Source organism: Hyphomicrobiales bacterium, from assembly GCA_016710435.1.
Lineage (GTDB): Bacteria > Pseudomonadota > Alphaproteobacteria > Rhizobiales > Aestuariivirgaceae > Aestuariivirga.
The window spans coordinates 2,103,061-2,127,889 of the sequence record JADJVV010000001.1; the positions used below are offsets into that span (position 1 = coordinate 2,103,061).

General features: G+C 62.6%; 22 protein-coding genes. 12 read left to right on the forward strand and 10 right to left on the reverse strand.

The genetic code is table 11. The features are described 5' to 3' along the window. Positions 1-41 precede the first annotated feature (41 nt). The 5 genes from fabG to IPM06_10170 all read right to left on the reverse strand — a co-directional run bounded on the left by fabG (position 42) and on the right by IPM06_10170 (position 5,886). Positions 42-812 (reverse strand): 3-oxoacyl-ACP reductase FabG, encoded by a 771-nt coding sequence (gene fabG, locus IPM06_10150; protein MBK8770777.1) that lies wholly within the window; start codon positions 810-812, stop codon positions 42-44. 71 nt (positions 813-883) lie between these two features. Further along, positions 884-2,401, reverse strand: coding sequence for an APC family permease (locus IPM06_10155; protein MBK8770778.1), 1,518 nt, complete (start codon positions 2,399-2,401; stop codon positions 884-886). 93 nt (positions 2,402-2,494) lie between these two features. Continuing rightward, positions 2,495-3,196 carry a cysteine hydrolase family protein gene (locus IPM06_10160; protein ID MBK8770779.1) on the reverse strand — a complete coding sequence of 234 codons (702 nt, stop codon included), beginning with the start codon at positions 3,194-3,196 and terminating at the stop codon, positions 2,495-2,497. A gap of 3 nt (positions 3,197-3,199) precedes the next feature. Continuing rightward, positions 3,200-3,619 (reverse strand): glycerol dehydratase, encoded by a 420-nt coding sequence (locus tag IPM06_10165; GenBank protein ID MBK8770780.1) that lies wholly within the window; start codon positions 3,617-3,619, stop codon positions 3,200-3,202. After that, on the reverse strand, positions 3,616-5,886 hold the full coding sequence (locus IPM06_10170; GenBank protein ID MBK8770781.1) for a propanediol/glycerol family dehydratase large subunit: 2,271 nt from the start codon (positions 5,884-5,886) through the stop codon (positions 3,616-3,618). The genes IPM06_10165 and IPM06_10170 overlap by 4 nt, the downstream gene beginning before the upstream one ends. 66 nt (positions 5,887-5,952) lie before the next feature. Here IPM06_10170 and IPM06_10175 point away from each other — a divergent pair, with 66 nt between their 5' ends. The 4 genes from IPM06_10175 (at position 5,953) to IPM06_10190 (ending at position 10,059) form a co-directional block, all read left to right on the forward strand. Then, positions 5,953-6,837, forward strand: coding sequence for an SMP-30/gluconolactonase/LRE family protein (locus IPM06_10175; GenBank protein MBK8770782.1), 885 nt, complete (start codon positions 5,953-5,955; stop codon positions 6,835-6,837). 54 nt (positions 6,838-6,891) lie between these two features. Next, positions 6,892-7,833 carry a GlxA family transcriptional regulator gene (locus IPM06_10180; GenBank protein MBK8770783.1) on the forward strand — a complete coding sequence of 314 codons (942 nt, stop codon included), beginning with the start codon at positions 6,892-6,894 and terminating at the stop codon, positions 7,831-7,833. A gap of 117 nt (positions 7,834-7,950) precedes the next feature. Then, positions 7,951-9,090: a ring-hydroxylating oxygenase subunit alpha gene (locus IPM06_10185; protein ID MBK8770784.1), complete on the forward strand. Its 1,140-nt coding sequence runs from the start codon at positions 7,951-7,953 to the stop codon at positions 9,088-9,090. Between the two features lie 33 nt (positions 9,091-9,123). Next, on the forward strand, positions 9,124-10,059 hold the full coding sequence (locus tag IPM06_10190; protein ID MBK8770785.1) for a 3-hydroxyacyl-CoA dehydrogenase: 936 nt from the start codon (positions 9,124-9,126) through the stop codon (positions 10,057-10,059). Between the two features lie 16 nt (positions 10,060-10,075). Here the strand turns inward: IPM06_10190 and IPM06_10195 are convergent, their stop codons facing one another. Then, positions 10,076-11,731, reverse strand: coding sequence for a hypothetical protein (locus tag IPM06_10195; protein MBK8770786.1), 1,656 nt, complete (start codon positions 11,729-11,731; stop codon positions 10,076-10,078). 104 nt (positions 11,732-11,835) lie between these two features. On the opposite strand from IPM06_10195, the gene IPM06_10200 reads away from it, so the two are divergent. The 6 genes from IPM06_10200 to IPM06_10225 all read left to right on the forward strand — a co-directional run bounded on the left by IPM06_10200 (position 11,836) and on the right by IPM06_10225 (position 17,977). Continuing rightward, the gene (locus tag IPM06_10200) at positions 11,836-12,663 is read left to right on the forward strand and encodes an NAD(P)-binding domain-containing protein (protein ID MBK8770787.1); all 828 of its coding nucleotides are present in this window, start codon (positions 11,836-11,838) and stop codon (positions 12,661-12,663) included. A 28-nt stretch (positions 12,664-12,691) separates the two neighbouring features. Next, positions 12,692-13,633, forward strand: coding sequence for a D-ribose ABC transporter substrate-binding protein (locus tag IPM06_10205; GenBank protein ID MBK8770788.1), 942 nt, complete (start codon positions 12,692-12,694; stop codon positions 13,631-13,633). 74 nt (positions 13,634-13,707) lie between these two features. Further along, positions 13,708-14,361 (forward strand): DUF2291 family protein, encoded by a 654-nt coding sequence (locus IPM06_10210; GenBank protein ID MBK8770789.1) that lies wholly within the window; start codon positions 13,708-13,710, stop codon positions 14,359-14,361. Further along, positions 14,358-15,893, forward strand: a complete 1,536-nt coding sequence (locus IPM06_10215; GenBank protein ID MBK8770790.1) for a sugar ABC transporter ATP-binding protein — start codon at positions 14,358-14,360, stop codon at positions 15,891-15,893. The genes IPM06_10210 and IPM06_10215 overlap by 4 nt, the downstream gene beginning before the upstream one ends. Further along, on the forward strand, positions 15,890-16,939 hold the full coding sequence (locus IPM06_10220; GenBank protein MBK8770791.1) for an ABC transporter permease: 1,050 nt from the start codon (positions 15,890-15,892) through the stop codon (positions 16,937-16,939). Before IPM06_10215 ends, IPM06_10220 begins: the two co-directional genes overlap by 4 nt. Positions 16,940-16,942: 3 nt before the next feature. Then, complete coding sequence (locus tag IPM06_10225) at positions 16,943-17,977, forward strand: Gfo/Idh/MocA family oxidoreductase (GenBank protein ID MBK8770792.1); 1,035 nt, start codon at positions 16,943-16,945, stop codon at positions 17,975-17,977. Here IPM06_10225 and IPM06_10230 read toward each other — a convergent pair. Further along, positions 17,958-18,692 carry a transcriptional regulator NanR gene (locus IPM06_10230; protein MBK8770793.1) on the reverse strand — a complete coding sequence of 245 codons (735 nt, stop codon included), beginning with the start codon at positions 18,690-18,692 and terminating at the stop codon, positions 17,958-17,960. The two genes, IPM06_10225 and IPM06_10230, sit on opposite strands and share 20 nt — an antisense overlap. Positions 18,693-18,745: 53 nt before the next feature. Between IPM06_10230 and IPM06_10235 the strand changes: the two genes are divergently transcribed. Continuing rightward, complete coding sequence (locus tag IPM06_10235; GenBank protein ID MBK8770794.1) at positions 18,746-20,014, forward strand: ribulose-bisphosphate carboxylase large subunit family protein; 1,269 nt, start codon at positions 18,746-18,748, stop codon at positions 20,012-20,014. Further along, complete coding sequence (locus IPM06_10240) at positions 20,014-21,300, forward strand: four-carbon acid sugar kinase family protein (protein MBK8770795.1); 1,287 nt, start codon at positions 20,014-20,016, stop codon at positions 21,298-21,300. Before IPM06_10235 ends, IPM06_10240 begins: the two co-directional genes overlap by 1 nt. Positions 21,301-21,304: 4 nt before the next feature. On the opposite strand, the gene IPM06_10245 is transcribed toward IPM06_10240, so the two are convergent. Genes IPM06_10245 through IPM06_10255 form a run of 3 tightly spaced genes read right to left on the reverse strand, consistent with a single transcriptional unit; the run spans position 21,305 to position 24,781 of the window. Continuing rightward, the gene (locus tag IPM06_10245; GenBank protein ID MBK8770796.1) at positions 21,305-22,285 is read right to left on the reverse strand and encodes an ABC transporter permease; all 981 of its coding nucleotides are present in this window, start codon (positions 22,283-22,285) and stop codon (positions 21,305-21,307) included. Further along, positions 22,282-23,262, reverse strand: coding sequence for an ABC transporter permease (locus IPM06_10250; GenBank protein ID MBK8770797.1), 981 nt, complete (start codon positions 23,260-23,262; stop codon positions 22,282-22,284). The genes IPM06_10245 and IPM06_10250 overlap by 4 nt, the downstream gene beginning before the upstream one ends. Further along, positions 23,255-24,781 carry a sugar ABC transporter ATP-binding protein gene (locus IPM06_10255; GenBank protein ID MBK8770798.1) on the reverse strand — a complete coding sequence of 509 codons (1,527 nt, stop codon included), beginning with the start codon at positions 24,779-24,781 and terminating at the stop codon, positions 23,255-23,257. Before IPM06_10255 ends, IPM06_10250 begins: the two co-directional genes overlap by 8 nt. Between the last annotated feature and the right edge of the window lie 48 nt (positions 24,782-24,829).

Sequence of the window (24,829 nt, forward strand, 5' to 3'; positions counted from 1 at the left end):
TTGCGGCCCGGATTGAACTCCGGGCCGTTTTTCGTCGCGTGTCAGGCCTGCGCCAGTGCGTCGAGGCTTTCCGGCAGGATCTGTCCGCCATCGACGATGATCGTCTGCCCCGTGACGTAGCCTGCTTCCTTCGATGCGAAATAAAGTGCGGCGTGGCCGATGTCGTCCACCGTGCCGAGCTTCTTCAGCGGAATCGAGTTTGCCATGGACTGCTGATAGGCCTCGCCCATCTCGATCAGGCCTTCCGTCAGGATGTTGCCCGGCATGACGGCGTTCACGGTGATTCCGTATTTCGCCAGTTCGATGCAGGCCGTGCGCATGAAGCCCAATTGCCCTGCCTTGGTGGACCCGTAGTGTGTCCACCCCGGAAAACCGGTGACAGGGCCCGTGATCGATGAGGTGAGCACGATGCGCCCCTGATCGGATGTCTTCAGGAATGGAACAGCGGCCTGCACCGAAAGGAAGGTTCCCTTGAGATTGGTGTTCTGCACCTCGTCCCATTGGGCTTCGGTCATTTCTTCCAGCCGCGCGGGAGGAAAGATGCCGGCATTGGCGCACAACACGTCAAGGCCGCCATTGCGTTTGGCAACGTCCGCCAGGGCCTTTGCAATCGATGCCTTGCTGGTGACATCGCCTGCGATGCCGAATGCGCCGTGTCCGATCTCGCGTGCCGCAGACTCGGCTGCCTCGGCATGGCGCGCAATGATGCCCACCTTCGCACCCGCCTGCGCGAACACGCGCGCAATGCCCTTGCCGATGCCTTTCGATCCGCCCGTCACCGCAACGGACCGCCCCTTCAATGATTGAGTCATACCTCTCTCCAAATGAAAGAGGGCAGCGAAAATCCGCTGCCCTCAGGATTGTTCAGACGGTCACAAGGCCATCAACCTTCGTTGATCATGTGTCCGATGTTGCGATAGGCCTCGGGCTTCGCCGCCTTGAGGTAGAAGCCCCACAGCAGGCCGATGATGATCACCGCCGCACCGACCCACAGCAGCCACGACTGGCCACCGAGACCGGCAAGGTTGCTGATCAGCGTGTAGACGAGGACCAGCTGCACGAGGAAGGAGAACAGCGGCGCGATCGTTGTGGTGAACACATTGCCGCCTCCGTTCTTGCGGAACCAGTTCCAGATGGCCAGCGAGACGACAGCCTGGATCACCAGCAGCAATCCGGTGCCGAGCACGGCGTAGAGCGTGTAGACGCCGAGATAGGCTTGCGCATTGGCGTCGCCCCAGCCGTTGAACAGGCCGAACAGCAGCACCCAGACCGCGGCGAGAATCGACTGCACCACCGAAGCCTTGTGCGGGCTCTTGTGATGGTCATGGGTTTCCGCAACCGCCGCAGGCAGGATGCCTTCACGGCCAAGCGAATACATGTAGCGCGCCGCCGTGTTGTGGAAGGCCATGGAACAGGCAAAGGAACTCGTCAGGATGAGGACGAACATCAGTTCCTTGGCCCAGGTGCCCACGAAGGTCTCGAGCGGCGTGAGATAGAAGTTGCCGGAATCGGCCACGGCCTTTGCCAGCATGTCGCCTTCGGTCGGATAGGCCGAAACGGCGCACCAGCTCACGAAGGTATAGAAGATGCCGAGGCCGATCACCGAGATGATGAGCGAGCGCGGGATGTTGCGCTTGGGATCACGGCTTTCTTCTGCGTAGTTGGGGGCCATTTCGAAGCCGACCCAGCTCCAGAAGGCCATGAAGATGCCGATCGCCGCCGCACCGGCGCCGATGGCAACCTCACCCACCTTCTGTTCGGCGACGGGCGTGTAGACCTTGAACACGTTCAGCGACTCGAGCGAGAAGTTCGTGCCCGAATCCGCCGAGATCACGCCGATCGCGAAGATCAGCAGGATCAGCACTTCAAGAATGAGGGCGACGCCGAGCACGGCGACGGAGATCTTCACTTCGAAGTAGCTGAGGATGCCCGTGAGGATGAGACAGAACATCGCCAGATAAGCCCAGCCGACATCGATGCCGAAATGGGTGTTGAGCCAGGAATTGGCGAAGAAGGCGAAGAGGCCGGTGAGTGAGGCCTCGAACACCGAATAGCAGACGAGCGACGCGAAACCGGCTGACATGCCGAGTTCGCGGCCAAGGCCCTGCGCGATGAACGAATAAAATCCGCCCACGGACGAAACGCGGCTGGCCATGGCGGCATAGCCGATCGAGAAAATGGTCAGCACGATTGTCGCCAGCAGGAAGGCGGCAGGCGTGTAAGTGCCGACACCAAAGCCCGCGGCGAAGGGCACGTTGCCCAGCATGGCGGATTCAGGCGCTGCACCGGTGACGGTGAGAAACAGCACGCCGATGAGACCGACGGCTTTGGATTGGAGTTTCTTGACGTTCGCACTACCGGAAATGTCGATAGTGTTCGGCGCCAGTTTCGATTGGGCCATTGTGGCGTTCCCTCTGTTGCATTCCCCGCCGTCCATGGCCTTCCTCTCGCGGGAAGGTCCAACCGGCCGGTCGTGCAATACTAAAGGCGAATTTCAGCGGCTTGCCAAGGGGACGAAGGCGCGGAATTCATGAGAAGACATCACATGACAATAGATCATGTTGATGATCTCCAGTTCCTTGCGGTGCAGGTCGTCGGTTGCCGCAGCGCAACAGTCTTCCAGCACGATTACCTGATAGCTTTCGTCTGCCAGGCTGCGCACAGTGGAGGAGACACACTGGTCGGTAAAAATGCCCACGCAGATCACCGTCTTGATGCCGAGATTGTGCAGGATCAGGCGGAGGTTCGTGCCCGTCAGCGCCGAGTCGGTTGTCTTGGTGACGACAATTTCATCACCAACTGCTTGAAGTTGCGGCACGATCTGGGAAGCGTGTTCGTTCTTTGGCAGCAGCAGGTTGTTCCATCCCGGCATCTTCTGCGACAGCGAACGGTCCCGGCCATCACCTGTGTGGCAGGCAATGCGCGCGAACAGGCATTCGATTCCGGCGGCGCGGCACAACTTCAACATTTCTTCCGTGCGTGGAATGACCGACTTATGCATGCGCGCGTGAAACGGTGTCCACAGATCGAATCGCTTCTGTTCCTCGGCGCTCAGGCTGTCGCGTGCCGGACGCTCGACGTAGGTGTTCTGCACATCGATCACGAGCAAGGCAGTTTCGGCAGGCTTGATCACCGGATCATCAGGTTCCGGCGCGCCGAGATAGTAAAGGGAGCGGAAATCGGTCTTCCAGGTCATGCGTCAGTACCGCTTGGTGAAGAGGCCACGCTGTTCGTAAACATCGGCGGCTTCGTCGATGAAGGCGGCGATGCGTTCCGCCTTGTAGGTCTCGCGCATGAGGTGCGCCATGTCGGTGAGATCTGCTTTCGATTTGGCGCGTCCCGGCCGCAGCAGTTCGTAAGCCCGCATGACCACGTCTTGCGGCACGGAGACAAGGTCGGCCGCGCGCAGGAAATTGTCCGCCAGGCGCGGACGGCCCGCCGCGCGGGCAATGTCGGCCTGCGCCTCCAGTGCCGTGGGCGTGATGCGCAGGTCTTCGATGGTAATGCTGCCGTCCAGAACGGCATCAAGCGTGATGTCTGAAAGAGGTTTGCCGCGCGCGCCCCGGACCTTTTCCGGATGTGTTTCGGCAATGGGATAGTCTCGCACGCGGAACGTCATGTCGCTCCTCCCTTGAAGGTGATGGCCACGTCGACGGGTGTTGCACCTTCGGAGGTCATTTCCGTTTCGATGGCGTAGATCATGGCGACACGCGCGTGATAGCGCGAGCCCATGGCCTCGCCGCGCGTGGGCACCACAACGGGTTCCGGCATTTCGCCGAGCGCATAAGCGGCCGCGTTTGCACCAAGCCCGCGATAATGCTCCAGCCGCGTGATCGGCGCATTGGAGAAGAGTTCGAGATTGTGATGGGGCAGGCGGTCCCGCTGGTGAATGACCGTGGTGCCCTTCGCCTGGATGCCGATGCCCACGCCCGATCCCGCCAGCCGCGCCGCCGAAAGGCCGAGGAAAGATGTATCCGCCGTGTGCCGGAAGCGCACGATGCGCGGTGTCAGTCCGCGTGCCGCAATGGCTTCCATCATCGCGGCGAGCACATCGGAAAGCCGGTGATTGGCCGTGGTCTGGAACAGCTTCACCCCGAAGGCAGGCGAAATGCCGATCACCACTTCCGTGGGATCAGTGCCCGGATGCGCTTCGCCGCCGTCGCGATAATCAATGTGCCGCGCCTCGTCTTTCTGGTGTTGGGATTCGCGTCGCAACACCTCCTTCTGGTCCAGCACGTCGCGGATGCCGATGATCTCGCTCCGCCGCTCGGCGCTGAGACGGTAGCCGGAGCCCGGCCCCTGATAGTCATTGGGATCATTGATGGCTGAGACGACGCGCCCCTCGCGCACCATGGCGGAGGTTTGCAGGTAGTCGCCGGACACCCGCAGCTTCACCACATTCAGCAGGTTCTCCGCCTCCTCGCGGAAGCCGCGCCTGGCCAGCGCCGTGATCACGTCGATTACCGTGATGCCTCGCGCCTTGATCGCCTCGCTGATGACGGCCACGTCGCGCGGCATGAAACTGCGCGTGTCGTCCGAGCCGGAGGCCACAAGCACGCTGTCCTTCATGGCCTGCGTGGCCGTGGCGAGCCCCAGTTCCTCATAGACGGCGGACAGCGCCTCGATGCCGCGCCGGCGCACGTCCAGCGCCTTGCCCTCCGGCACCGGTGTCAATCCGCCATCCGCTTCAAAATCACGCTGCAACACAAGATAATCTTCCAACTCCTCGCCATTCATCAGCGAGGGGTTGAAGGAATTGTCATATTTCAGGATGGAGCCGAAACCGGAGCAGATGAGGTCGGACCCCGCGATGAGATAGGGCATGATCTTGGCACCCACACGGATTTCGGATTCCGTGGCGCGGGCGTCATTGCCCGAGGCGCATTCGAGATCGAGCCACACCGCCAGGAGGTTTTCCGCCATCAGTTCGCGCATGCCGCCTGGCACTGTGGCCGTCACGGGAGCACCATCGATGCCGCCGTTCTGCGTTCCCTGCACGCCCATGCCGCGTTGCAGGCAGAGGCAGCGCGCTTCCAGATAAAGAAGCGACTTGGACTCGTGGAAGCCCATCAGCAGTTCAGAGCCGGCACCACTGGTGCAACGCATCTTGATGCCGCGCGAGGCATAGGCCGCGGCGAGGAAGGCTTTCGACCAGGGCGTGTCGTCGCCATCCACGAAGGTCTTCTCGGTGCCATAGACGGACACCGTCTCGGCATAGGAGGTGAAACCCGCCATGCCGATCTGCAATTCTTCCGCTTCCTCGCTGGAACATTGGAATAGCGTGCCCCAGCGCCCGACGGCAGCGCCGACGGCACAGGCCACGGCGTTGGACCACGCATTGCGCGCCACCCGCATGGTCGTCTCGACCTCATCGAAGCCCAGTGCCACGGCGGTCGCCGCATCGGCCGCCAATTGCAGCGGATCATCCTTTGCATTCGTCACGTGGCCCTGGTTGCCCGGCGTCTTGCGGGCGCGCATCTTGGAATAGGCGAAGGCGATTTCCAGTGCGTTGAGGCGCGACACCACGTCGGCGAGTTTTGCAGGCGTCAGACCGTGGGCGATGCGCACCAGCTTTTCACGCGGCACATGCATGTCCACCAGCATGCTGGCGATCTGGGCGGAATCCATGGCCATCGCTTCCGCTGCAACGGCAGGATCGAGATGGTAGGTCGCGATGAAGCGGTCGATCATGTCGAAGTCGCTTTCCAGCACACCATCCATGCTGATCACGCGGCCGCCTTCCGTCCCGATCCCGGGCTTGGGATCAGCCGGGCTGGAGAAAGCTGAAAAGCCGTGCCGCCAGTCTTCGGCGGCAAACTTGTCGAGGCGGAGGGGGCGCTCGTCCCAGGTGTCAAAGCGCTTCCAGCGGTTGGGCGTCTCTGTCATGGGGCGGGACGCTATTCACAAAACGCGTGGCTTGCAATCCTGCACCGATGTGATTTTGTGGTGCGCATGTCCGACACCGCACACCTCTGGTCCCGCGCACCCCACAGGCTGGGTGAAAGCATCATCTGGCATGCGGCGCGGCGCTGCTATCTCTGGGTCGACCTTCTCGACCCCGCCTTGTTCACGCACGACCCCGTGACGGGGACGACGCGGCAGCACGCCATTCCCCTGCCGCCGCCCATCGGTTCGATTGCCGCCACGACAAATGACGACGTGGTGATGCTGGCCCATCGCGGGGGGCTGTCCCTGCTTGACTTGCGCGACATGTCACTGACGCCCTATTGCGATCCGGAGGGCGGACGCGACGCCATCATCTACAACGACATCAAGGTGGACCGCTGGGGCAGGGTGTGGGTCGGCACGTCGCACGCCCGCGAACTGGAACCGCGCGGCGCCCTGTGGTGCGTGGAATCCGCAACGCGCTTCGCGCTCGCCGACGCAGGCTTCGCCATCGCCAACGGCCCCGCCTTCTCCCGCGACGGCGGCACACTCTATTTCAACGACAGCCTCGGCCGCACGACATTCGCCTATGACATCGCACCCGGACACCTCGCAGCCCGCAACAGGCGCGTTCTGGTGCATCACGGCGAAGGCGACGGCTTGCCGGATGGCGTGGTGGTGGATGCCAACGATGATGTGTGGACCGCCCAATGGGCCGGCAGCGCCATTCTGAAATTCAATCGCGAGGGACGCCTGCTGCAACGCATTGCCGTTCCATCCGTGCATGTGACGACGTTGTGTTTTGGCGGCGAAAGTCTCCGCGACATCCGCATCACCACCGCAACCGATGGCGCAACGCCCGGGCAATTGCAGGCCATGCCGTTGAGTGGCAGCCTCTTCGCGCTCGACAGCACCTGTTCCGGCCTGCCCGAACCCCTGTTCAGGCTGTAGCCGGTGGTGAGGCTTCTCGTCATCGTGACGCCGGGCTTCAATCTCTCGGCCACCATGGCCTTCATTGATCCCTTCCGGGCCGTCAACTACCTCGAGGGCGCACAGCGCTTTCGCTGGATCCTGGCCGCCACAGGCAAGACATGCCTCGCCAGCAATGGTGTGAGCGTCGACACAGCAGAACTGGAGGCATGCACCGGCGACACATTTGACATTGTCGTTGTGTCGTCCAGCTGGACTCCCGAAAACGCCGCCACGCCGCCGTTGTTGACGGCACTCCGCAAGTGGGCGCGTCAGGGCAGCGTCATGGGAGCGCTCGATACGGGCGCGTTCATCCTGGCAGACGCGGGGTTGCTCAAGGGGCGCGCCGCGACCGTGCACTACGAACACATCGATGCGCTGAAGGAACTGCATCCCGGGATTGATGTCACGGAAGACATCTTCGTGCAGGACGAGAAGGGTTTCAGCTGTTGCGGCGGAATGGCGAGCGCTGACGTGGCCCTGCACCTCATTGCCGCACATCTCGGAGAAGCGGTGGCGAGCGCTGCGGCCCGCTATGTCTTCCAGCCTTCGCTTCGCCCTGGCAACACCTCGCAGAATCCAACCGGGTCGGACCCGATGGGACGGAACGTGCCCGATAGCGTGAAGCGCGCCATCAGGATCATGGAAGCAAATCTGGAAGAAGCAGTCTCCGTGGCGGAGATCTGCGCCCAGATGAAAATGTCGCAACGCCAGCTCGACCGGTTGTTCCAGCGCTACGTCGGCCGCTCACCGGTGATCTACTACCGCGATATCCGGCTGGACAGGGCGCGGGGGTTGGTGACGCAGACTGACATGCGGTTGGCGGAGGTCGCCCTTGCCTCCGGCTTTGCAAGCCCCGTCCATTTCAGCCGGGCCTACCGCGACCGTTTTGGCGTACCGCCGCGCAAGGACCGGATAGAGGGCCGCATACCCTTCGAATACCGCGCCTGGCCCATGTACCGGGGCGTACGGCCGTGAGCCAACATGTCCAAAAACATCAAGTCAGTGGCGAATTGCGCGCAGGAAAGGATCTGGAATGCCGCGAGACTGCGCCAGCGGCGGCGCCATGGGCACCATGTCCGCAGAAGGTGCATCATGACGAATTACCCGTCTCCCGAGGAATTTGCGGCCATCTGGTCAGGCTATTCTTCCAATCCGTCCCGTTCGCTGTCGCTCAAGGCGGAGAGCTACGTTGATCCCCGGTGGCACAAGGTTGACGTTGATCACATCATGGCCCGCACGTGGCAGTGGGTCTGTCACGTGGAGAAACTCCGTGATGCCGGTTCATATGTCACAGCCGACATCGGCGGCCGGCCGGTCGCGGTGGTGCGCGACAAGGACGGAACGCTGAGGGCCTTCTACAATGTCTGCAAGCACCGGGCCCACCACGTACTCTCGGGAGAGGGCAAGGCCTCAAGGATCATGTGCCCCTATCACGCATGGACCTATCGGCTCGACGGGCAATTGGTGCGCGCCCCACACACCGAGCCTCTGGAAGGCTTTGACGTGAAGGAGATCTGCCTCGATCAGGTGCAGGTCGAAGAGTTCTGCGGCTTTGTTTACGTGAACCTCGATTCCGCCGCGCCATCGCTCAAGTCGCAGACGGGCGATCTCGAAACGGAGATCAGGCATTGGGCTCCCGACATCGACCAACTCACCTTCGGCCACCGGCTGACTTACGACATCAAGTCGAACTGGAAGAACGTCGTCGACAATTTCCTGGAGTGTTACCATTGCCCGACGGCCCACAAGGATTTCTGCACGCTTGTGGACATGGACACGTACAAGGTGACGACCCATGGCATCTATTCCAGCCACATGGCCGAGGCAGGAAAGACGGCCAATTCAGCCTATGACACGTCGAACGCCAAGGTGCGCACCCACGCCGTGTGGTGGCTGTGGCCCAACACATGCCTGATGCGTTATCCCGGACGCTCCTCGATGATCGTGCTCAACATCATTCCCGCAGGTCCCGACCGCACCTTGGAGACCTATGATTTCTACCTCGAAACCCCCGAGCCCGACGAAGCGGAACTGCAGTCCATCAAGTATCTTGACGAGGTGCTGCAGGCCGAAGACATTTCAATTGTCGAAAGCGTACAGCGGGGAATGAATACGCCGGCCTTCACCCAGGGCCGCATCGTCAACGATCCGGCAGGCTCTGGAAAGTCCGAGCATGCCGTGCACCACTTCCACGGCCTCGTGCTCGACGCCTATGCCCGCGCGGCAGGCTGACCGGCATCGGCACCCAATCAATGAGAGGCGTCAATGAGTGAAAATGAAAAGGTGGCGGTACTGGGCGCAGGCGTGATCGGCGCCAGTTGGGCATCGCTCTTCCTGGCATCCGGCCGCAGCGTCGCTGTCTATGATCCGGCGCCGAATGCGGAGGCCTTCGTTCGCGGCTACGTCGCAACGGCCTGGCCGGTGTTGCAGGAACTCGGTCTTGTCAAAGTGCCTGAAGTGCCCCCGTTGACCTTTCATGCCTCGCCTGCGGAGGCGGTGCGCGGCGCTGTCTTCGTGCAGGAAAGCGTGCCGGAAAAGATCGAGTTGAAGCACGCACTCTACCGCGACATCGAGGACGCCCTGTCACCCGATGCCGTGGTGTCCTCCTCCGCCTCCGGTCTCACGATGACCGAGATGCAGGGGGGCTGGAAGAATCCGGCGCGCTTCGTGCTGGGTCATCCGTTCAATCCGCCCCATCTGGTGCCGCTGGTGGAAGTCATGGGCAACGATCGTACCGCACCGGGCGTCGTCGAACGCGCCGAAGCATTCTATGCCGCGATCGGCAAGGTGACGATCCGCGTCCGCCGCGAGATTCCCGGCCATGTCGCCAACCGCCTGCAGGCCGCCCTGTGGCGGGAGGCGATCCATCTCGTACAGACCGGTGTTGCGACGGTGGAAGATGTCGATACATCCATCTGGGCCGGGCCGGGATTGCGTTGGGCCGCCATGGGTCCCAACCTCCTGTTCCATCTCGCCGCCGGTGAAGGTGGGCTTGGCGCCTACTGCGAACGCTACGGCCCCAGCTTCAACCGCTGGTGGGATGATCTCGGACAGATTCATTTCGACCCCGGCATCATCAAGATGCTGGTGGCTGGCGTGCAGGAGGAAGCCAAGGGTCAGACCCAGGAGGCCCTGTCGCGGCAGCGCGATGCTCTGGTGGTGGCCCTGTTGAAGGCCGTGGCCCCGCTGCGCAGCCCGTGAACGGAGAGTGAAAGCGTCAGGCCTTCCCCAGCCGCGCGATAGCCGCCTCGCTGATCCGCTTGCCGCTGAACGGCATGACGGCCGAGAGATAGTCGAACAGCGGTGAGGCGCGTCCACTGGCGGTCACAAGACCGCGGGGGCCGGTGAGTGCTGACAGCGTGAGGGAGGAAAGTCCCGCCTGCGCCGCCGAAAGGATGACGGCCTTGTTCCACGTCACAGCAAAGGCCGCGAACTGGCGTGGGTCGTTGGGCGCGAGGCACATGCGCCTGGTGAGCGGATTGGATGCAAGGCTTGCACCATAGGGATTGAGACGCGCCCCGATGCTGCTCGGCCCCAGGTGATAGGGCGTCTTGCCGATGAATGATCGCCCCGACGCAAAGACATGCGGCAGCGCTTCCAGCGTCTGCATCACGGCCTCGTCGCTGGCGTCATGCACGATGGGGCAGATGGCATGGGTGATGAAATCGAACGCACCCGCCGGTGGCCGCTTGCGGTTCAACTCGGTGAAGAATGAGATCATGCCACCGCCGACTTCGGCCTGCGGAAAATGTTGCCGCGCCGCCGCCGCCATCTCCTCATAGGTCGGTCCCCATGGCCGCTTGTCTGTGGGCTGGAAAGATTTCAGGTCATGTGCGTGAGTGACCACCACGCGCTTCGGCTCAAGCCCGGCGCGCTCAACGGCAGCGGCCATCCCGGCCATTTCCTCACTTGCGGCAGCACGGGCCGGCAACACGATCTCCAGCGTGACGGGCACGCCGCTGGCTTCGGCCAATCGCCCGTAGGCGATGCAGGTGGAATTCAATTCGCCACCGCTGCCATTGAGGCCGCCGATGGTGAAGGTGAGATGCCGGGGCGCAAGGCGCTTGAGGAGTTTGACCTGCCGCAGGCTCGCCTCCACCTCGTCCGGCCCGATGGCGATGCCGATCTCGGGCACCTTCACCATCGCAGCGGCCTGCTTTGCGGCCTTCACTCCGCTGCGCTTGCTGCTGCCCTTCAAGGTCAGCGTGACCGATTGTTCAAATGTCTCGCCCGCCTTCAGTACATAGGGCCAGGGATCGAACAGCGAGCGGACATAGGTTTTGTAGGACGCATCGGTCCAGTTGCGCTGGTCCTCCATTTCGAACATCTGCCCCTCCATCCGTACATGCGCCTTGAGGCCGGGTGCTGGTGAATGTTCGAGTGCGCGAATGTCGAAGAAGGGTTGCGCCGGGCTGATGACCTTGGGGAATCGCGCGCGTTCAACCGATCCATCCGTATGCGTGACCGTGACGGGCCGTCCCGCAACGCCATTGATGGCATGCAACACCACGAAGCCTGTGCGGTTGGTCCGGATGTCGCCATCCGGTGTCGCCCGCGCATGGAATGAAACCGCTTGGGGCGAGATGTGGATCACCGCCTGCATCGTGAGCCGCGCCCCGCCCGTTTCCGTGACGGAAGTATAGCGTACCTCCGTGCCACCCTTTCTGCGCAGGGTCTTCAGGCCCGTGATTTTGGCAGGGCAGGTACCCCAGTTGGCATCCCGCACGAGATAGGAAATGCCGCGCAGAACCTCGACTCCGTCCAGGAAGATCGACCCGAGATTGCCGGACATGAACTGGACCCGCAGCTTTCCCACGCGCAGCGAGGTGAAGGTGGATTTGGGGGTTTTGCGCTGGGCTGCGGGGCTTTTCATGGGCCGCAGGATAATCACCGATTGCCCCACCGGGCAAGAATACAGTTGTAGCGTGATTGACTCATCATACCAGATGTGAAAGACATGCGCTCTACGGAGGTGTCATGACCAAGATCGCGCTGTTCGGAGCTGGTGGCAAAATGGGGATGCGCCTTGGCGCCAACCTCAAGAATTCACGCTACACTGTGTCCCCCGTGGAGGTGAGTGACGCCGGGAAGGCCCGCCTCCGCGATGAACTGGGCTGGCAGGCCGACAGCACCGAGCATGCACTCGATGGCGCGGAAATCGTGGTCCTCGCGGTGCCGGACACGGCCATTGGCAAGGTCGCTCATTCCATCGTCGACAAGCTGAAGCCCGGTACAATGGTGATCGTGCTGGACGCGGCCGCCCCCTACGCGGGCCATCTGCCCGACCGCAAGGACATCACCTACTTCGTCACCCATCCCTGCCATCCACCCATCTTCAACGATGAAACCGACATGAAGGCGAAGCTGGACCGCTTCGGCGGAATCGCCGCTAAGCAGGCCATCGTCTGCTGCCTGATGCAGGGTCCGGACAGCGACTATGCCGTGGGCGAAGAGGTGGCGAAGACCATCTGGTCCCCCGTCATGCGCTCGCACCGCCTGACCGTGGAGCAGCTTGCCTTGCTCGAGCCCGGCCTCGCCGAAACCGTTGCCGCGTCATTGCTCGACGTCATGCGCGAAGCGATGGATGAAGTGGTGCGCCGCGGCGTTCCCGCCGATGCGGCCCGCGATTTCCTCCTCGGCCATCTCAACATCCTCGGCGCCGTCATTTTCAAGGAACAGCCCGGCGTCTTCTCAGATGCCTGCAACAAGGCCATTCAGTTCGGCAAACCCGTTCTGATGCGCGACGACTGGAAGCGCGTCTTCGAGCCCGAAGAAATCGCCGCATCCATCAAGCGCATCACCTGATTTCATCACAAAGGGAGGAAAAACCATGATGAAGCTCACCCGCCGCGTTGCCGTTGCCGCCATGTTTGGCGTCATGGCTCTGGCACCCATCGCAACCGCGCAGGCCGCCGACCTGATCGCCATCATCACGCCCTCGCCGGATAATCCGTTCTTCAAGGCGGAAGCCGATGGTGCTGACTCCAAGGCCAAGGAGCTGGGCTACGAGACGCTCATGGCCTCGCATGACGATGATGCCAACAAGCAGTCCGAACTGATCGATACCGCGATTGCCCGGGGTGCCAAGGCGATCATCCTCGACAACGCCGGCGCCGACGCCACGGTTGCTGCCGTGCAGAAGGCCAAGGACGCCGGCATCCCGTCCTTCCTGATCGACCGTGAAATCAACGCCACTGGCGTTGCCGCGGCGCAGATCGTGTCCAACAACTATCAGGGCGCGCAACTTGGCGCTCAGGAGTTCGTGAAGCTGATGGGCGAAAAGGGCACCTTCGTCGAACTCGTGGGCAAGGAATCCGACACCAATGCCGGCATCCGCTCCAAGGGCTATCATGACGTGATCGACGCCTATCCTGATCTCAAGATGGTGGCGCAGCAGTCCGCCAACTGGAGCCAGAAGGAAGCCTTCGACAAGATGGAAACCATCCTCCAGGCCAACCCCGACATCAAGGGCGTGATCTCAGGCAACGACACGATGGCCATGGGTGCCATTGCAGCGCTGCAGGCAGCAGGCAAGAAAGACGTGATCGTCGTGGGCTTCGACGGCTCCAACGACGTGCGTGACTCGATCATTGCCGGCGGCATCAAGGCCACCGTGCTGCAGCCCGCCTTCTTCTCGGCCCAGCTGGCCGTGCAGCAGGCTGATGACGCCATCAAGAACAAGAAGATGCCGGAGCAGGAAAAGCAGTTGCTGGACTGCGTCCTCATCAACGGCGACAATGCGGCCAAGCTCGAGACCTTCGCGCTGAAGCCCTGATCGCCACAGCATCCAGATGGGCGGGGCCAGGTCTCCTGGCTCCGCCACTTTTTCCTGCAAGGCTGCATGTGATGATGATGGTGACGATGACGAGACCCCTTGCCGTGCTTCTGGCCTGCCTTGTCCTCGCCGGATGCAAGTTCGTGCCGACGGCCGAAAAGCACAAGCAGGCATCCAACAATTCCGCTGAAGCATCCGACAAGGGCTTTGACAGCAAGGTGGCAGGGATGTGGGAGACGAAAGTCCTGCCCTATGCCAAGGCGAAAGCCGGAAACTTCGCCGATGTGACCGCCGCGATCACGGCCAACGCCGATGCCGCCGGGGCAAAGTACGGATTCAGGGAGAAAGGCGGCAGCGCCCCCTGGACTCTCCTCAGCACCATCAGCGGCAAGATCGTTGCGGCCAACACGCAATCGCGCGCCGCCCTGATTGACGTGGACACCAATGGTGACGGTTCAGCCGACGCGCAGGTGCAGATCGGCCCGGTCATCCGCGGTACGGCGATCCGCGACTCCCTCGACTTCGTGAACTTCAACGACTTTACCAATCAGATTGATTTTGCCCAGTTCGGCAAGGCCTTCAACACGCACCTGAATGGCAAGGTGCTGAACACAGTGCCGCGCGAGAACCTGGTGGGAAAGCAGGCTCAGGTGCTGGGCGCATTTCCCTTGCCCGCCGGAGCGGCCTTGCCGCTGGTCACGCCACTCACAATCGAGGTCACGCCATGAGCGCAGGCGAGGGTGATGTCATTCTCCGCCTTGAGGACGTGACCAAGGTCTATTCCGGCACCGTGGCGCTGAAGCACGCCTCCATCGACATTCGCAAGGGCGCTGTCACCGTCCTCGTGGGCGAGAACGGCGCAGGCAAGTCCACCATGATGAAGATCATCGCGGGCGTGGAACAGCCAACGCTGGGCCGGATCCTGCTTGATGGACAGGACGTCCATTTCAACCGTCCCGCTGATGCCGAGGCCAAGGGCATCAGCATGGTGTTCCAGGAACTGAACCTGCTGGGCAACCTCACCGTCGCCGAGAACATTTTCATGTCGCGGGAAATCACCCGCGCCGCAATTCACATCGACCATGCCCGGCAGGAGAGCCGCGCGCTCCAGATCCTCGACCGTCTGGAGGCTGGCATCCGCCCCGATATGCTGGTGGAGGATCTGATGATCGGCCAGCAGCAGCTGGTGGAGATTGCCAAGGCGGTCTCTCTCAATTCCCGCATCATCATCTTCGACGAGCCGACCTCGGCACTGAGCGCGGCTGAGGTGGACGTGCTGTTCCGCGTGATTGCAGACCTGAAGAAACAGGGCGTCGCCATCGTCTACATCTCGCACCGGCTGGAAGAACTCATTCGCATCGGGGATTATATCACGGTCCTGCGCGATGGAGCCGTCACGGGAAGCGAGCGCATGGCCAACGTCGATACGCGCTGGATCGTGCGCCAGATGATCGGCTCCGACGCCAAGGATTTTTCCAAGCCGGCGGCCCACGCATTCGGAGCGCCCGTGCTCACCTGCACGGACATCATGCTCCCGCGGACGACCGGCGGTTTGGCGGTTGACCATGTGAGTTTCGACGTGAGGGCGGGCGAAATCTTCGGCATCTACGGCTTGATGGGCGCAGGCCGCAGCGAATTGCTGGAATGCATCGTGGGCCGCCATCCGCAGGCGCAGGGGCATGTCGAGGTCGCGGGTGCCAATGTCGACCGAGCCGATACGGCCGCACGCATCGCCGCCGGACTGAGTCTCATTCCGGAAGACCGGCAGCGCGACGGCCTCGTCACCATCCTCTCCATCGCCTCCAACCTCACGCTGTCATCGCTGCGCCGCCTCGCGAGAATTTTTCATCTGCGCCCGGCGGACGAAGCCGCAGAAGTTGCGGATGCGGTGCAGAAGCTCTCCATCAAGGCCCCGCGCACGGACTTCGATGTATCCTCCCTGTCCGGCGGCAACCAGCAGAAGGTCGTGATTGGCAAGGCCCTGATGACGCGGCCCAAGGTTCTCCTGATGGATGAACCGAGCCGCGGCATCGATGTGGGGGCCAAGGCCGATGTGTTCCGCACCATGCGGAAACTCGCTGCAGACGGCATCGGCATCGTCTTCGTCACCTCCGACCTCGACGAGGTGATGGCGCTCTCCGACCGCATCGGCGTCATGAGCAATGGCCGTATGGTGGCAATCCATGACCGCGCATCCATCACCGAAACAGATATCGTGACGGCCTCCATGGTCGGCCACAAGAAAGCAAGGGCAGCATGACCATGGCCACGCGGCAAACGGAAAAAGGCTCGCTGCTGCTGGCCATCATGAAGCTCCGCACCTTCATTGCGCTTTTCGTGGTGCTGATCTTCTTCTCCATCTTCGCGCCGAACTTCCTGAGTTCCGCCAACTTCGTGCTCATGTCAAAGCACGTGGCGCTCAACGCATTCCTCGCCATGGGCATGACCTTCGTCATCATCACCGGCGGCATCGACCTGTCGGTGGGATCAATCGTCGGCCTCTGCGGCATGGTGGCGGGGGGGCTCATCCTCAATGGCATTGATCTGCCGGGTGGCTGGACGGTCTATTTCAACGTTGTCGAAGTGGTACTGATCACGCTGGCGGTGGGCGTCGGCATCGGCATCATCAACGGACTTCTCATCACAAGGCTCAATGTGGCCCCCTTCATTGCAACGCTGGGCACCCTCTACGTTGCGCGCGGGGCAGGGCTTCTTCTCTCGGGCGGCGCCACATTTCCGAACCTTGTGGGCAATGCGGAACTTGGCACGCAGGGCTTCGGCTGGATTGGCACCACGCGCGCACTGGGGCTGCCCATGTCGGTGTGGGCCCTCATCATTCTGGCACTGGCGGCGGCTTACGTGGCGCGCTTCACGCCCCTCGGCCGCCACGTCTTCGCCGTTGGTGGCAACGAGAGGGCGGCCCGCATGTCGGGCGTGCGCGTCAACCGCGTGAAGATGGCGGTCTACATGTTTTCCGGCTTCTGCGCGGCAATCGTCGGCATCATCATCTCGTCCGAACTGATGGCGGCCCATCCGGCCACGGGCGAAAGTTTCGAACTGAATGCCATCGCCGCCGCTGTTCTGGGGGGCACCTCCATGTCGGGTGGCCGGGGAACGGTGGGCGGCACCATCATTGGCGCGTTCGTGATCGGCATTCTTTCCGATGGCCTCGTGATGATGGGCGTCAGCACGTTCTGGCAGATGGTCATCAAGGGCCTTGTCATCATCTTCGCCGTCGTGATTGATCAGGCGCAGCGCCGCCTGCAGCAGCGGGTGGCATTGATGCAGATGGCAAAGGCGGGTTGAACCATGAAGAATTTGCGAGGCGCGCTCATCGGTTGCGGCTTCTTCGCCGTCAATCATCTGCACGGGTGGCGGGATGCGGCGGGCGCCGAGATCGTCGCCATCTGTGACCGCTCGGAGGAGCGCCTGAACACGGTGGGCGACCAGTTCGGCATTGTCGCCCGCTATCGCGACGCCGCCCAGATGCTGGCGCGGGAGGATATTGATTTCGTCGACATCGCCACCACCGCGCCCTCCCACCGCATGCTGGCGGAACTGGCTGCATCCCACGGCAAGGCCGTCATCTGCCAGAAACCATTCGCGCCCACTCTCGCCGATGCAAAAGCCATCGTCGCCGCCTGCGACAAGGCGGGCGTGCCATTGATGGTGCACGAGAACTTCCGCTGGCAGTCCGCCATCCAGCAGGTGAAGCGGGTGATCGCGTCAGGCGAGATCGGCGATGTCTTCTGGGGCCGCGTGTCGTTCCGTTCGGCCTATGACGTGTTTTCGGGCCAGCCTTATCTGGCGGAAGGCGAACGCTTCATTGTGGAAGACCTCGGCATTCACGCACTCGATGTGGCGCGCTTTCTGCTCGGCGATGCCCAGAATGTCAGCGCCCGCATCACAAGGATCAATCCCGGCATCAAGGGCGAAGACGTGGCCACCATCCTGTTGGACCATGGCAATGGTGTCGCCTCCATCGTCGATTGTTCGTATGCCACGCGCCTTGAAAGGGAAGCCTTCCCGGAAACGCTGATCGAGATCGACGGCAGCCGGGGAAGCCTGCGTCTGGGGCAGGGCTACAGACTGGCAGTCACCTCGCCCGCCGGTACACGCCACGAGGATGTCTCGCCACCGCTGCTGCCCTGGGCTTCACGGCCGTGGCACAACATCCAGGAAAGCGTCTCGCTGATCGAGCAGCACTGGGTCGATTGCCTGCGGGCGGGCAGCGAACCGCAGACCTCCGGCCGTGACAATCTCAAGACCTTTGCCTTGGTCGAGGCGGTTTATCAGTCAGCGGCGGAAAAACGCACCGTTCCGCTCAGCGCGCTGCTGGGCTGATCGCGCCGTGCGGGAGTGCCACGTAAAGCGCCCGGGACCGCTCAAGGTGTTTCACCATGGCCGCCTCCGCCGCATCCGGATCATTGGCGGCAAGGTGCGAGATGATTTCCTCGTGCTCGGCCAGGGTATATTTTTCCTTGCCCGTCCAGATCAGCATTTCGCCGTGATAGGTCTTGAGCCAGCCCAGCATCGCCTCGCTCACCGCCGTGAAGATGGGATTGCGCGAGATGGCCGCGATCTGCGTATGGAAGCGCATGTCGGCGGCAATGAACTGGTCCGCATCGCCCAGGAAGCGGCGCTGCTCATCCAGCGTGGCGCGCAACACTTTCAAGTCTTCATCGGTGGCGCGTTGTGCGGCCTCGCGCGCCATGCCCCGTTCGAAGAAGATGCGCGCGGCCTTGAGGTGTTCCAGCGAATCCGCCGACATGGACAGCATGATGCGGGCGGATTGGTCCACCTGACGCATCAGCGATTGCGGCGTGAGTTCCAGAACCCGCGCCCGCTCACCGTGATTGATTTCCACAAGCCCCATGGATTCGAGATGCTGCATCGCCTCGCGGATGGCCGGACGGCCGACACCGAAGCGGGCCATCAGCTCACGCTCGGAAGGCATCAGGCTGCCCGGCGTCTTCTCGCCTTCCACCAGCATCCGCTTCAGGCGCTCAAAGACCTCGTCGGACAGCTTTCGCTTGGCGATATGTTCAGTCGTGTCCACGGGACCAAGCCTCTGTGCATTTCATTGACAACACGTGATACCATCATTCCGTCATGACGAGAAACCAGTCTTTCATCACCCTCACCTACCTGATCGAGACAGCAGGCAGTCCGGAAAAGCTGGCGGCGAAAATTGCGTCCGACCAATCCACCGGCACCTTCGTGCCCGTGCCCGGCGAAACCGAGGAACTGAAGAACCGCGTAGCGGCGCGCGTGGTGGCCTTGCGTCCGCTGCCGCCCGCATCCCAGCCGTCCTATCCCACCGTCGAACAGGGGCCTTTCAACCGCGCCGAGGCGGACATCGCCTTTCCCTTTGACGCCATCGGCACCGATCTTGCGGCGCTCATGACCATCGCCATCGGCGGCGTCTATTCCATCAAGGGCTTCACCGGCATTCGCATTGTCGGCATGAAACTCCCCGATGCCTTCGGCAAAGCCTGGCCCGGCCCGCAGTTCGGCGTGGCGGGTTCGCGCAGGCTCACGGGCGTGCAGGGCCGCCCCATCATCGGCACCATCATCAAGCCGGCGCTGGGTCTGCGCCCGGATGAGACGGCAGAACTTGTGAAGGATGTGATCGCGGCGGATGTGGATTTCGTCAAGGACGACGAGAAGCTGATGTCGCCTTCCTATTCGCCACTGGAAGATCGCGTCAAAGCCATCATGCCACTCATCCTGGAGCGCGAACAGAAGACTGGCAAGAAGGTCATGTACGCCTGGGGCATCTCGGCCACGGACCCCGACGAGATGATGCGCAACCACGACCTCGTGCTGAAACACGGCGGCAACTGCGCCGTCATCAACATCAACTCCATCGGCTTCGGCGCCATGGCCTTCCTGCGCAGGCGCTCCGGCCTTGTGCTGCACGCCCACCGCAACGGCTGGGACGTGCTGACGCGCCATCCCGGGCTCGGCATGGATTTCCAGGTCTGGCAGCAGTTCTGGCGGCTCCTCGGCGTGGACCAGTTCCAGATCAATGGCATCCGCGTGAAATACTGGGAACCGGACGACAGCTTCGTTGCAAGTTTCAAGGCTGTCACCACGCCGCTGTTCTCGCCTGCCGATTGCCCGCTCCCTGTAGCGGGGTCCGGCCAATGGGGCGGGCAGGCCCCGGACACCTATGAACGCACAGGCCGCACGCAAGACCTCATGTATCTTTGCGGCGGTGGCATTGTCTCCCATCCCGGTGGTGCAGGGGCGGGGGTGAAGGCCGTGCGGCAAGCCTGGGAAGCCGCGGTCGCAGGCATTCCGCTTGACATCTATGCCCGCGACCACGTCGAACTGGCGCAATCCATCGCCACCTTCGCCAGTGGCAAGGGGGCCTGATGCCCGCACCTGCAAAACTGTTGACCTACTACGGCGATGATTTCACCGGCTCCACCGATGTGATGGAGGCACTGGCGATACACGGCGTGAAGACCCTGCTCTACACGCGCCTCCCCTCGGCGGCGGAAGCGCTTGAGGCCGATTCCTATCAGGCCATCGGGCTCGCAGGCATCAGCCGCAGCCAATCGCCGGAGTGGATGGATACACATCTTCCCGGCATCTACGCCTGGCTCAAATCGCTGCAGGCACGCTTCTGTCACTACAAGGTGTGCTCGACGTTTGACTCGAGTCCGCAGGTGGGCAGCATCGGCCGCGCCATCGACGTCGGCGCATCCTGCTTCTCGCAGGCGACCATCCCCCTGATCGTCGGCGCGCCGCAGCTTCGGCGCTACACCTTCGCTGGCAACCTCTTTGCCGGCTACCAGGGCGAGACCTTTCGCATCGACCGCCACCCGGTCATGAGCCGCCATCCCGTGACACCCATGACGGAAGCAGACCTGCGCATTCACCTGGGCCGCCAGACCGCGCAAACTGTGACACTCGCCAATCATGAGCCAACTGCGGGTATCGTGCTGTTTGATGTCCATGACGCGGCCACGCAGCGCGCCGCAGGCGATTGGCTGTTGTCTCTGCCCGAAGGCGCACTTCCCTTCGTGGCGGGATCTTCGGGCGTGGAATATGCGCTGATGAAAGCGCTGGAGGGGTCGGCCGACGTTCCGGGCAGCGCATCGTTCGCACCGCTCGAACCGCTGTCTCAAGTGGCCGTCGTCTCCGGTAGCGTCTCACCCACCACTGAACGCCAGATCAAATACGCGGGCGCGCACGGTTTCGATCTTCTCGCCATTGATACACTCGCGCTGGCCCGCCGCGAGCCGTCGGTGATCGCCTCCGCTGTTCATGCTGCCTTGCGCTCTCTCGGCGCAGGACGGAGCCCCTTGGTACATACGGCGGCCGGACCCTCCACCGACTTGCGCGGCGCCCTGGATGCCATTCCCGGCGGACGCGAAAACATCGGCGTGGGGCTGGGAGTGATTCTCCGCGATATCCTGCAGCGCAACGGCCTCCGCCGCGCCATCGTGGCAGGCGGGGACTCTTCCAGTCATGCACTGGGACAACTCGACATCTTTGCCTTGTCGACACGCCTGCCCCTGCCGGAATCGCCGGGTTCGCCACTGTGCCGCACGCATTCCGCCAATCCGCAATTCGCCCGCCTGGAAATTGCCCTGAAAGGCGGGCAGGTGGGCCGCGATGATTATTTCGTGCGCCTGCGCGACGGCCTTACCTGAAAAATCACACGGCCTTCTGCCGCCCGTACAGCAGCAGCATGGCGACGATAACAGCGCCGAAGATGAGTTGCCGTCCCGCCTCTTCCATCTGCATCACGGAAAGGATGGATTGCAGCAGCGTGATGAGGATCACGCCCGCGACCGTGCCGAAATAGGAGCCCCGCCCACCCAGCACGTGGGTTCCGCCCAGCACCACGGCGGCAATGGCGGGAAGCAGGTAGGCATCGCCCATGGATTGCGCCGCCTTGGAGGCATAGCCCGCCAGCAGCACGCCACCGAAAGCACTCAGCGCTCCGGAGATCACGAAGGCCAGCATGACAACGCGCCGCGTGTTGATGCCTGAGAGGAACGCCGCCTTTTCGCGGTTGCCGATGCCATAAACCGAAAGACCGAACGTGGTGCGCGTCAGCAGGAACACCGCTGCCGCGCCAACCGCCAGCCACGCCAGCACGCTGTTCGGCACAAACGGAATGATCTCGCCCGTGGCGACGAAACGCATGGCGGGTGTGGCTGAATCCTGCGGAGAAAATCCGCCCGTGTAGACAACCATGAGGCCCTGGGCGACCGCATTCGTGGCAAGCGTGATGATCATCGACGGGATGCGCAGGTAGGCCGTGGCAAAGCCGTTCGCCAGCCCCACCAATGCGCCACACAGGATGCCGAAGGGAATGGCCAGCGCGCTGCCCACCTCGCCATAACTCGCGGCCGCGCAGGCCATCATGGCCCCCACTGTCACGACCCACGGCACCGACAGGTCGATCTGCCCGAGCAGGATGACGATCATCATGCCCGTGGCGATGACACCGAGGAAGGACGCGACCTTCAACTGTTGCAGCAGATAGGCGGGCGACAGGAAACTCGGCGAATAGAGTGCTCCCACCAGCAGCAACACGAGAATGCAGCCGAAAGCGATGACCACGGCCGGATCGAAGCGGCGCAACGCCTGCGGCATCATGCGTTCAAGAACGGGGGCAGCGTCGGTCATGGGAACCAATCCAGCTTGTTGCGCACGCGGAAGAGACCGAAGGCGCTGATGCTCACGGCGAACAGCAGCACCATGCCCTGGAACAGGGGCTGCCACAGCGGGTCGAAGTCAAAGACAAACAACAGGTCGCCAATGGTGCGAAATGCCAGCGCGCCGAAGATTGCGCCGATGGCACTGCCGCGCCCGCCCATCAGCGAGACGCCACCCAGCACAACGGCCGCGATGGAGAAGAGCGTGTAGGTGTTGCCGCTCGCATAGGCGGCCTCGCCCGTATACGAAAAGAAGGTGAGGTACAGCCCGCCGACCGCCGCCAGCAAACCCGACAGTACATAAGCCGTGAACTTGGCAAGCTTCACCGGCATGCCCGACATGTAGGCTGCGGATTCAGATGAACCCGCCGCATAGGCCGCGCGCCCGATGACGGAGCGGCTGTATGGTACCCAGATCACCAGCACCACCGCGCCCAGCGCCACGAAGCTCATGGGAAAGAAGCTGAAGGCCTTGCCCGTCATGAAATCGGCCAGCGTCTCGTTCACCGATCCGCCGGGGAAGGGCCGGAGGAACAGCGCGATGCCGTAGAACATGGCGCCGGTGGCGATGGTGGTGACAATGGGCTGCAACCGCCCGAAGATGACGATGAGGCCGTTCACCGCACCGCACAGCGCACCGGTGGCCAGCACGCCGAGAATGCCGAACGTCGTTTCAAGGCCTGTGCCAACCACGATCCACGAGGCAACGCAGTTGGCCAGCGTCAGCACCATGCCCACCGACAGGTCAATGCCCGAAGTGATGATGACGAGGGCTTGTGCCATGGCAACGAAAGCCAGCAGCGTGGCCTTGTTGGCCGCCGTCTGTACCACGTTGGCGGTGAAGCCCGCGGGATGATTGCCGGCATAGATCGCGAACATCACCACGAACATCAGCACCGCAAGCAGCGTGTTCCTGTTTTCGGCAAACCAGTATCGCCACTCAACCATGCACCGCACCTTCGTTGATGTTGAGCGCACTGGCGACGAGCGCATGTTCCGTGATTGCCTCGCCTGCCAGTTCCCGCACGATGGCCCCGCCATACATCACCATGACGCGGTCACAGCAGCCGATCAGCTCGTCATAATCAGTCGAATAGAAAAGAATGGCTACGCCGCTGTCCGCAAGGCGGCGGAGCAGGGCGTAGATTTCCTGCTTCGTGCCCACGTCGATGCCGCGTGTGGGATCGTTGAGCAGGACGACGCGCGGTTCGTTCATCAGCCATTTGGCGATGACGACCTTCTGCTGGTTTCCGCCGGAGAGCGAAGACACCGGAAGATCAGGACTTGCCACCTTGATCTGCAACAGGTCGATCATCTCCTTGATCTTTCGCGCCACCGCGCCGCGGTCCAGCACGCACCGAGAGGAGACACGGTCCAGCGCCGAGAGGCACAGGTTGTCGCCGATGCTCATCGGCAGCATGAGCCCTTCCGTCTTGCGATCCTCCGGAATGAGCGCCATGCCCGATTGTGACAGTCGGGCACGCGAAGGATCGCGGATCGACGCTGGCAATCCATCGCGCTCCACCTTGCCTGAAACACCGCGCAGCACGCCGAACAGCGCCAGCAGCAATTCGCGCTGGCCCTGTCCGTCGAGGCCGCCCAGCCCCACCACTTCACCGGGATGGACCGACAGGCTGATGTCGTTGAGACGCCCCGCCCACGAGAGGTGCCGGCAGGCAATCGCCGGCGCGCCCGTCAGCGCAATCTCGCCCTTTGGCGGAAACACGTTCTTGTATTCGCGGCCGATCATCAACTCGACGACCTCGGAATCCGTCTTGCTGCCCGCCGTGAAGGTGGAGATTTTCCGCCCGTTGCGAAACACGGTGCAGTCGTCTGCCAATTCGGCGATCTCGTGCATACGGTGCGAAATGTAGACGATGGCCTTGCCCTCGTTGCGCAAGCGCTTGATAACGGCGAACACTTTTTGCACATCCGCAGCTGTCAGGGCCGACGTGGCTTCGTCGAGGATCAGCACCTTCGGCTTGCGCGCCAGGGCCTTGGCAATTTCGACGATCTGCCGCCGGGACAGGGGCAGGTCCCGCACCAGCGCCGAAGGATGAATGTCGCTGGCGCCCGCATCGGCAAGCGCCTGCTCGGCGATCCGCCGCTGCTCCGTCCGGTTGATGACGCCCGCGCGTGTCGGCGGTTGGCTGATGACGATGTTGTCCGCCACGGACAAATCCGGGATGAGCGACAGTTCCTGGAACACGCACACGATACCGGCGGCGTTGGCCGCAGCCGGTGTTGCAAAGGAGACGTCATGTCCGGCCAGCGCCATGTGGCCTTCATCCGGCCTCACGACGCCCGCCATCACCTTGATGAGAGTCGATTTTCCGGCACCATTTTCGCCGAGCACGGCATGAATGCGCCCCGGCATGATCTCGAGGTCCGCGTTGCTCAAGGCCAGCACGCCACCATAGCGCTTGGTGATGCCTTTCATGGTGAGCAGGGGTTGTTGCTGGCTCATGCGGTGCCTATTGGGTCACAGACAAAGATACCGCGGGCAGGTTTGCCC

Coding starts and splice junctions, on each gene's coding strand:
- IPM06_10210 (MBK8770789.1), top strand. CDS start 13,708: ATGATGGTGACGATGACGAGACCCCTTGCCGTGCTTCTGGCCTGCCTT.
- IPM06_10200 (MBK8770787.1), top strand. CDS start 11,836: ATGACCAAGATCGCGCTGTTCGGAGCTGGTGGCAAAATGGGGATGCGC.
- IPM06_10185 (MBK8770784.1), top strand. CDS start 7,951: ATGACGAATTACCCGTCTCCCGAGGAATTTGCGGCCATCTGGTCAGGC.
- IPM06_10165 (MBK8770780.1), bottom strand. CDS start 3,619: ATGACGTTCCGCGTGCGAGACTATCCCATTGCCGAAACACATCCGGAA.
- fabG (MBK8770777.1), bottom strand. CDS start 812: ATGACTCAATCATTGAAGGGGCGGTCCGTTGCGGTGACGGGCGGATCG.
- IPM06_10190 (MBK8770785.1), top strand. CDS start 9,124: ATGAGTGAAAATGAAAAGGTGGCGGTACTGGGCGCAGGCGTGATCGGC.
- IPM06_10235 (MBK8770794.1), top strand. CDS start 18,746: ATGACGAGAAACCAGTCTTTCATCACCCTCACCTACCTGATCGAGACA.
- IPM06_10155 (MBK8770778.1), bottom strand. CDS start 2,401: ATGGCCCAATCGAAACTGGCGCCGAACACTATCGACATTTCCGGTAGT.
- IPM06_10160 (MBK8770779.1), bottom strand. CDS start 3,196: ATGACCTGGAAGACCGATTTCCGCTCCCTTTACTATCTCGGCGCGCCG.
- IPM06_10195 (MBK8770786.1), bottom strand. CDS start 11,731: ATGAAAAGCCCCGCAGCCCAGCGCAAAACCCCCAAATCCACCTTCACC.
- IPM06_10240 (MBK8770795.1), top strand. CDS start 20,014: ATGCCCGCACCTGCAAAACTGTTGACCTACTACGGCGATGATTTCACC.
- IPM06_10205 (MBK8770788.1), top strand. CDS start 12,692: ATGAAGCTCACCCGCCGCGTTGCCGTTGCCGCCATGTTTGGCGTCATG.
- IPM06_10170 (MBK8770781.1), bottom strand. CDS start 5,886: ATGACAGAGACGCCCAACCGCTGGAAGCGCTTTGACACCTGGGACGAG.
- IPM06_10215 (MBK8770790.1), top strand. CDS start 14,358: ATGAGCGCAGGCGAGGGTGATGTCATTCTCCGCCTTGAGGACGTGACC.
- IPM06_10220 (MBK8770791.1), top strand. CDS start 15,890: ATGACCATGGCCACGCGGCAAACGGAAAAAGGCTCGCTGCTGCTGGCC.
- IPM06_10250 (MBK8770797.1), bottom strand. CDS start 23,262: ATGGTTGAGTGGCGATACTGGTTTGCCGAAAACAGGAACACGCTGCTT.
- IPM06_10255 (MBK8770798.1), bottom strand. CDS start 24,781: ATGAGCCAGCAACAACCCCTGCTCACCATGAAAGGCATCACCAAGCGC.
- IPM06_10225 (MBK8770792.1), top strand. CDS start 16,943: ATGAAGAATTTGCGAGGCGCGCTCATCGGTTGCGGCTTCTTCGCCGTC.
- IPM06_10245 (MBK8770796.1), bottom strand. CDS start 22,285: ATGACCGACGCTGCCCCCGTTCTTGAACGCATGATGCCGCAGGCGTTG.
- IPM06_10180 (MBK8770783.1), top strand. CDS start 6,892: ATGGCCTTCATTGATCCCTTCCGGGCCGTCAACTACCTCGAGGGCGCA.
- IPM06_10175 (MBK8770782.1), top strand. CDS start 5,953: ATGTCCGACACCGCACACCTCTGGTCCCGCGCACCCCACAGGCTGGGT.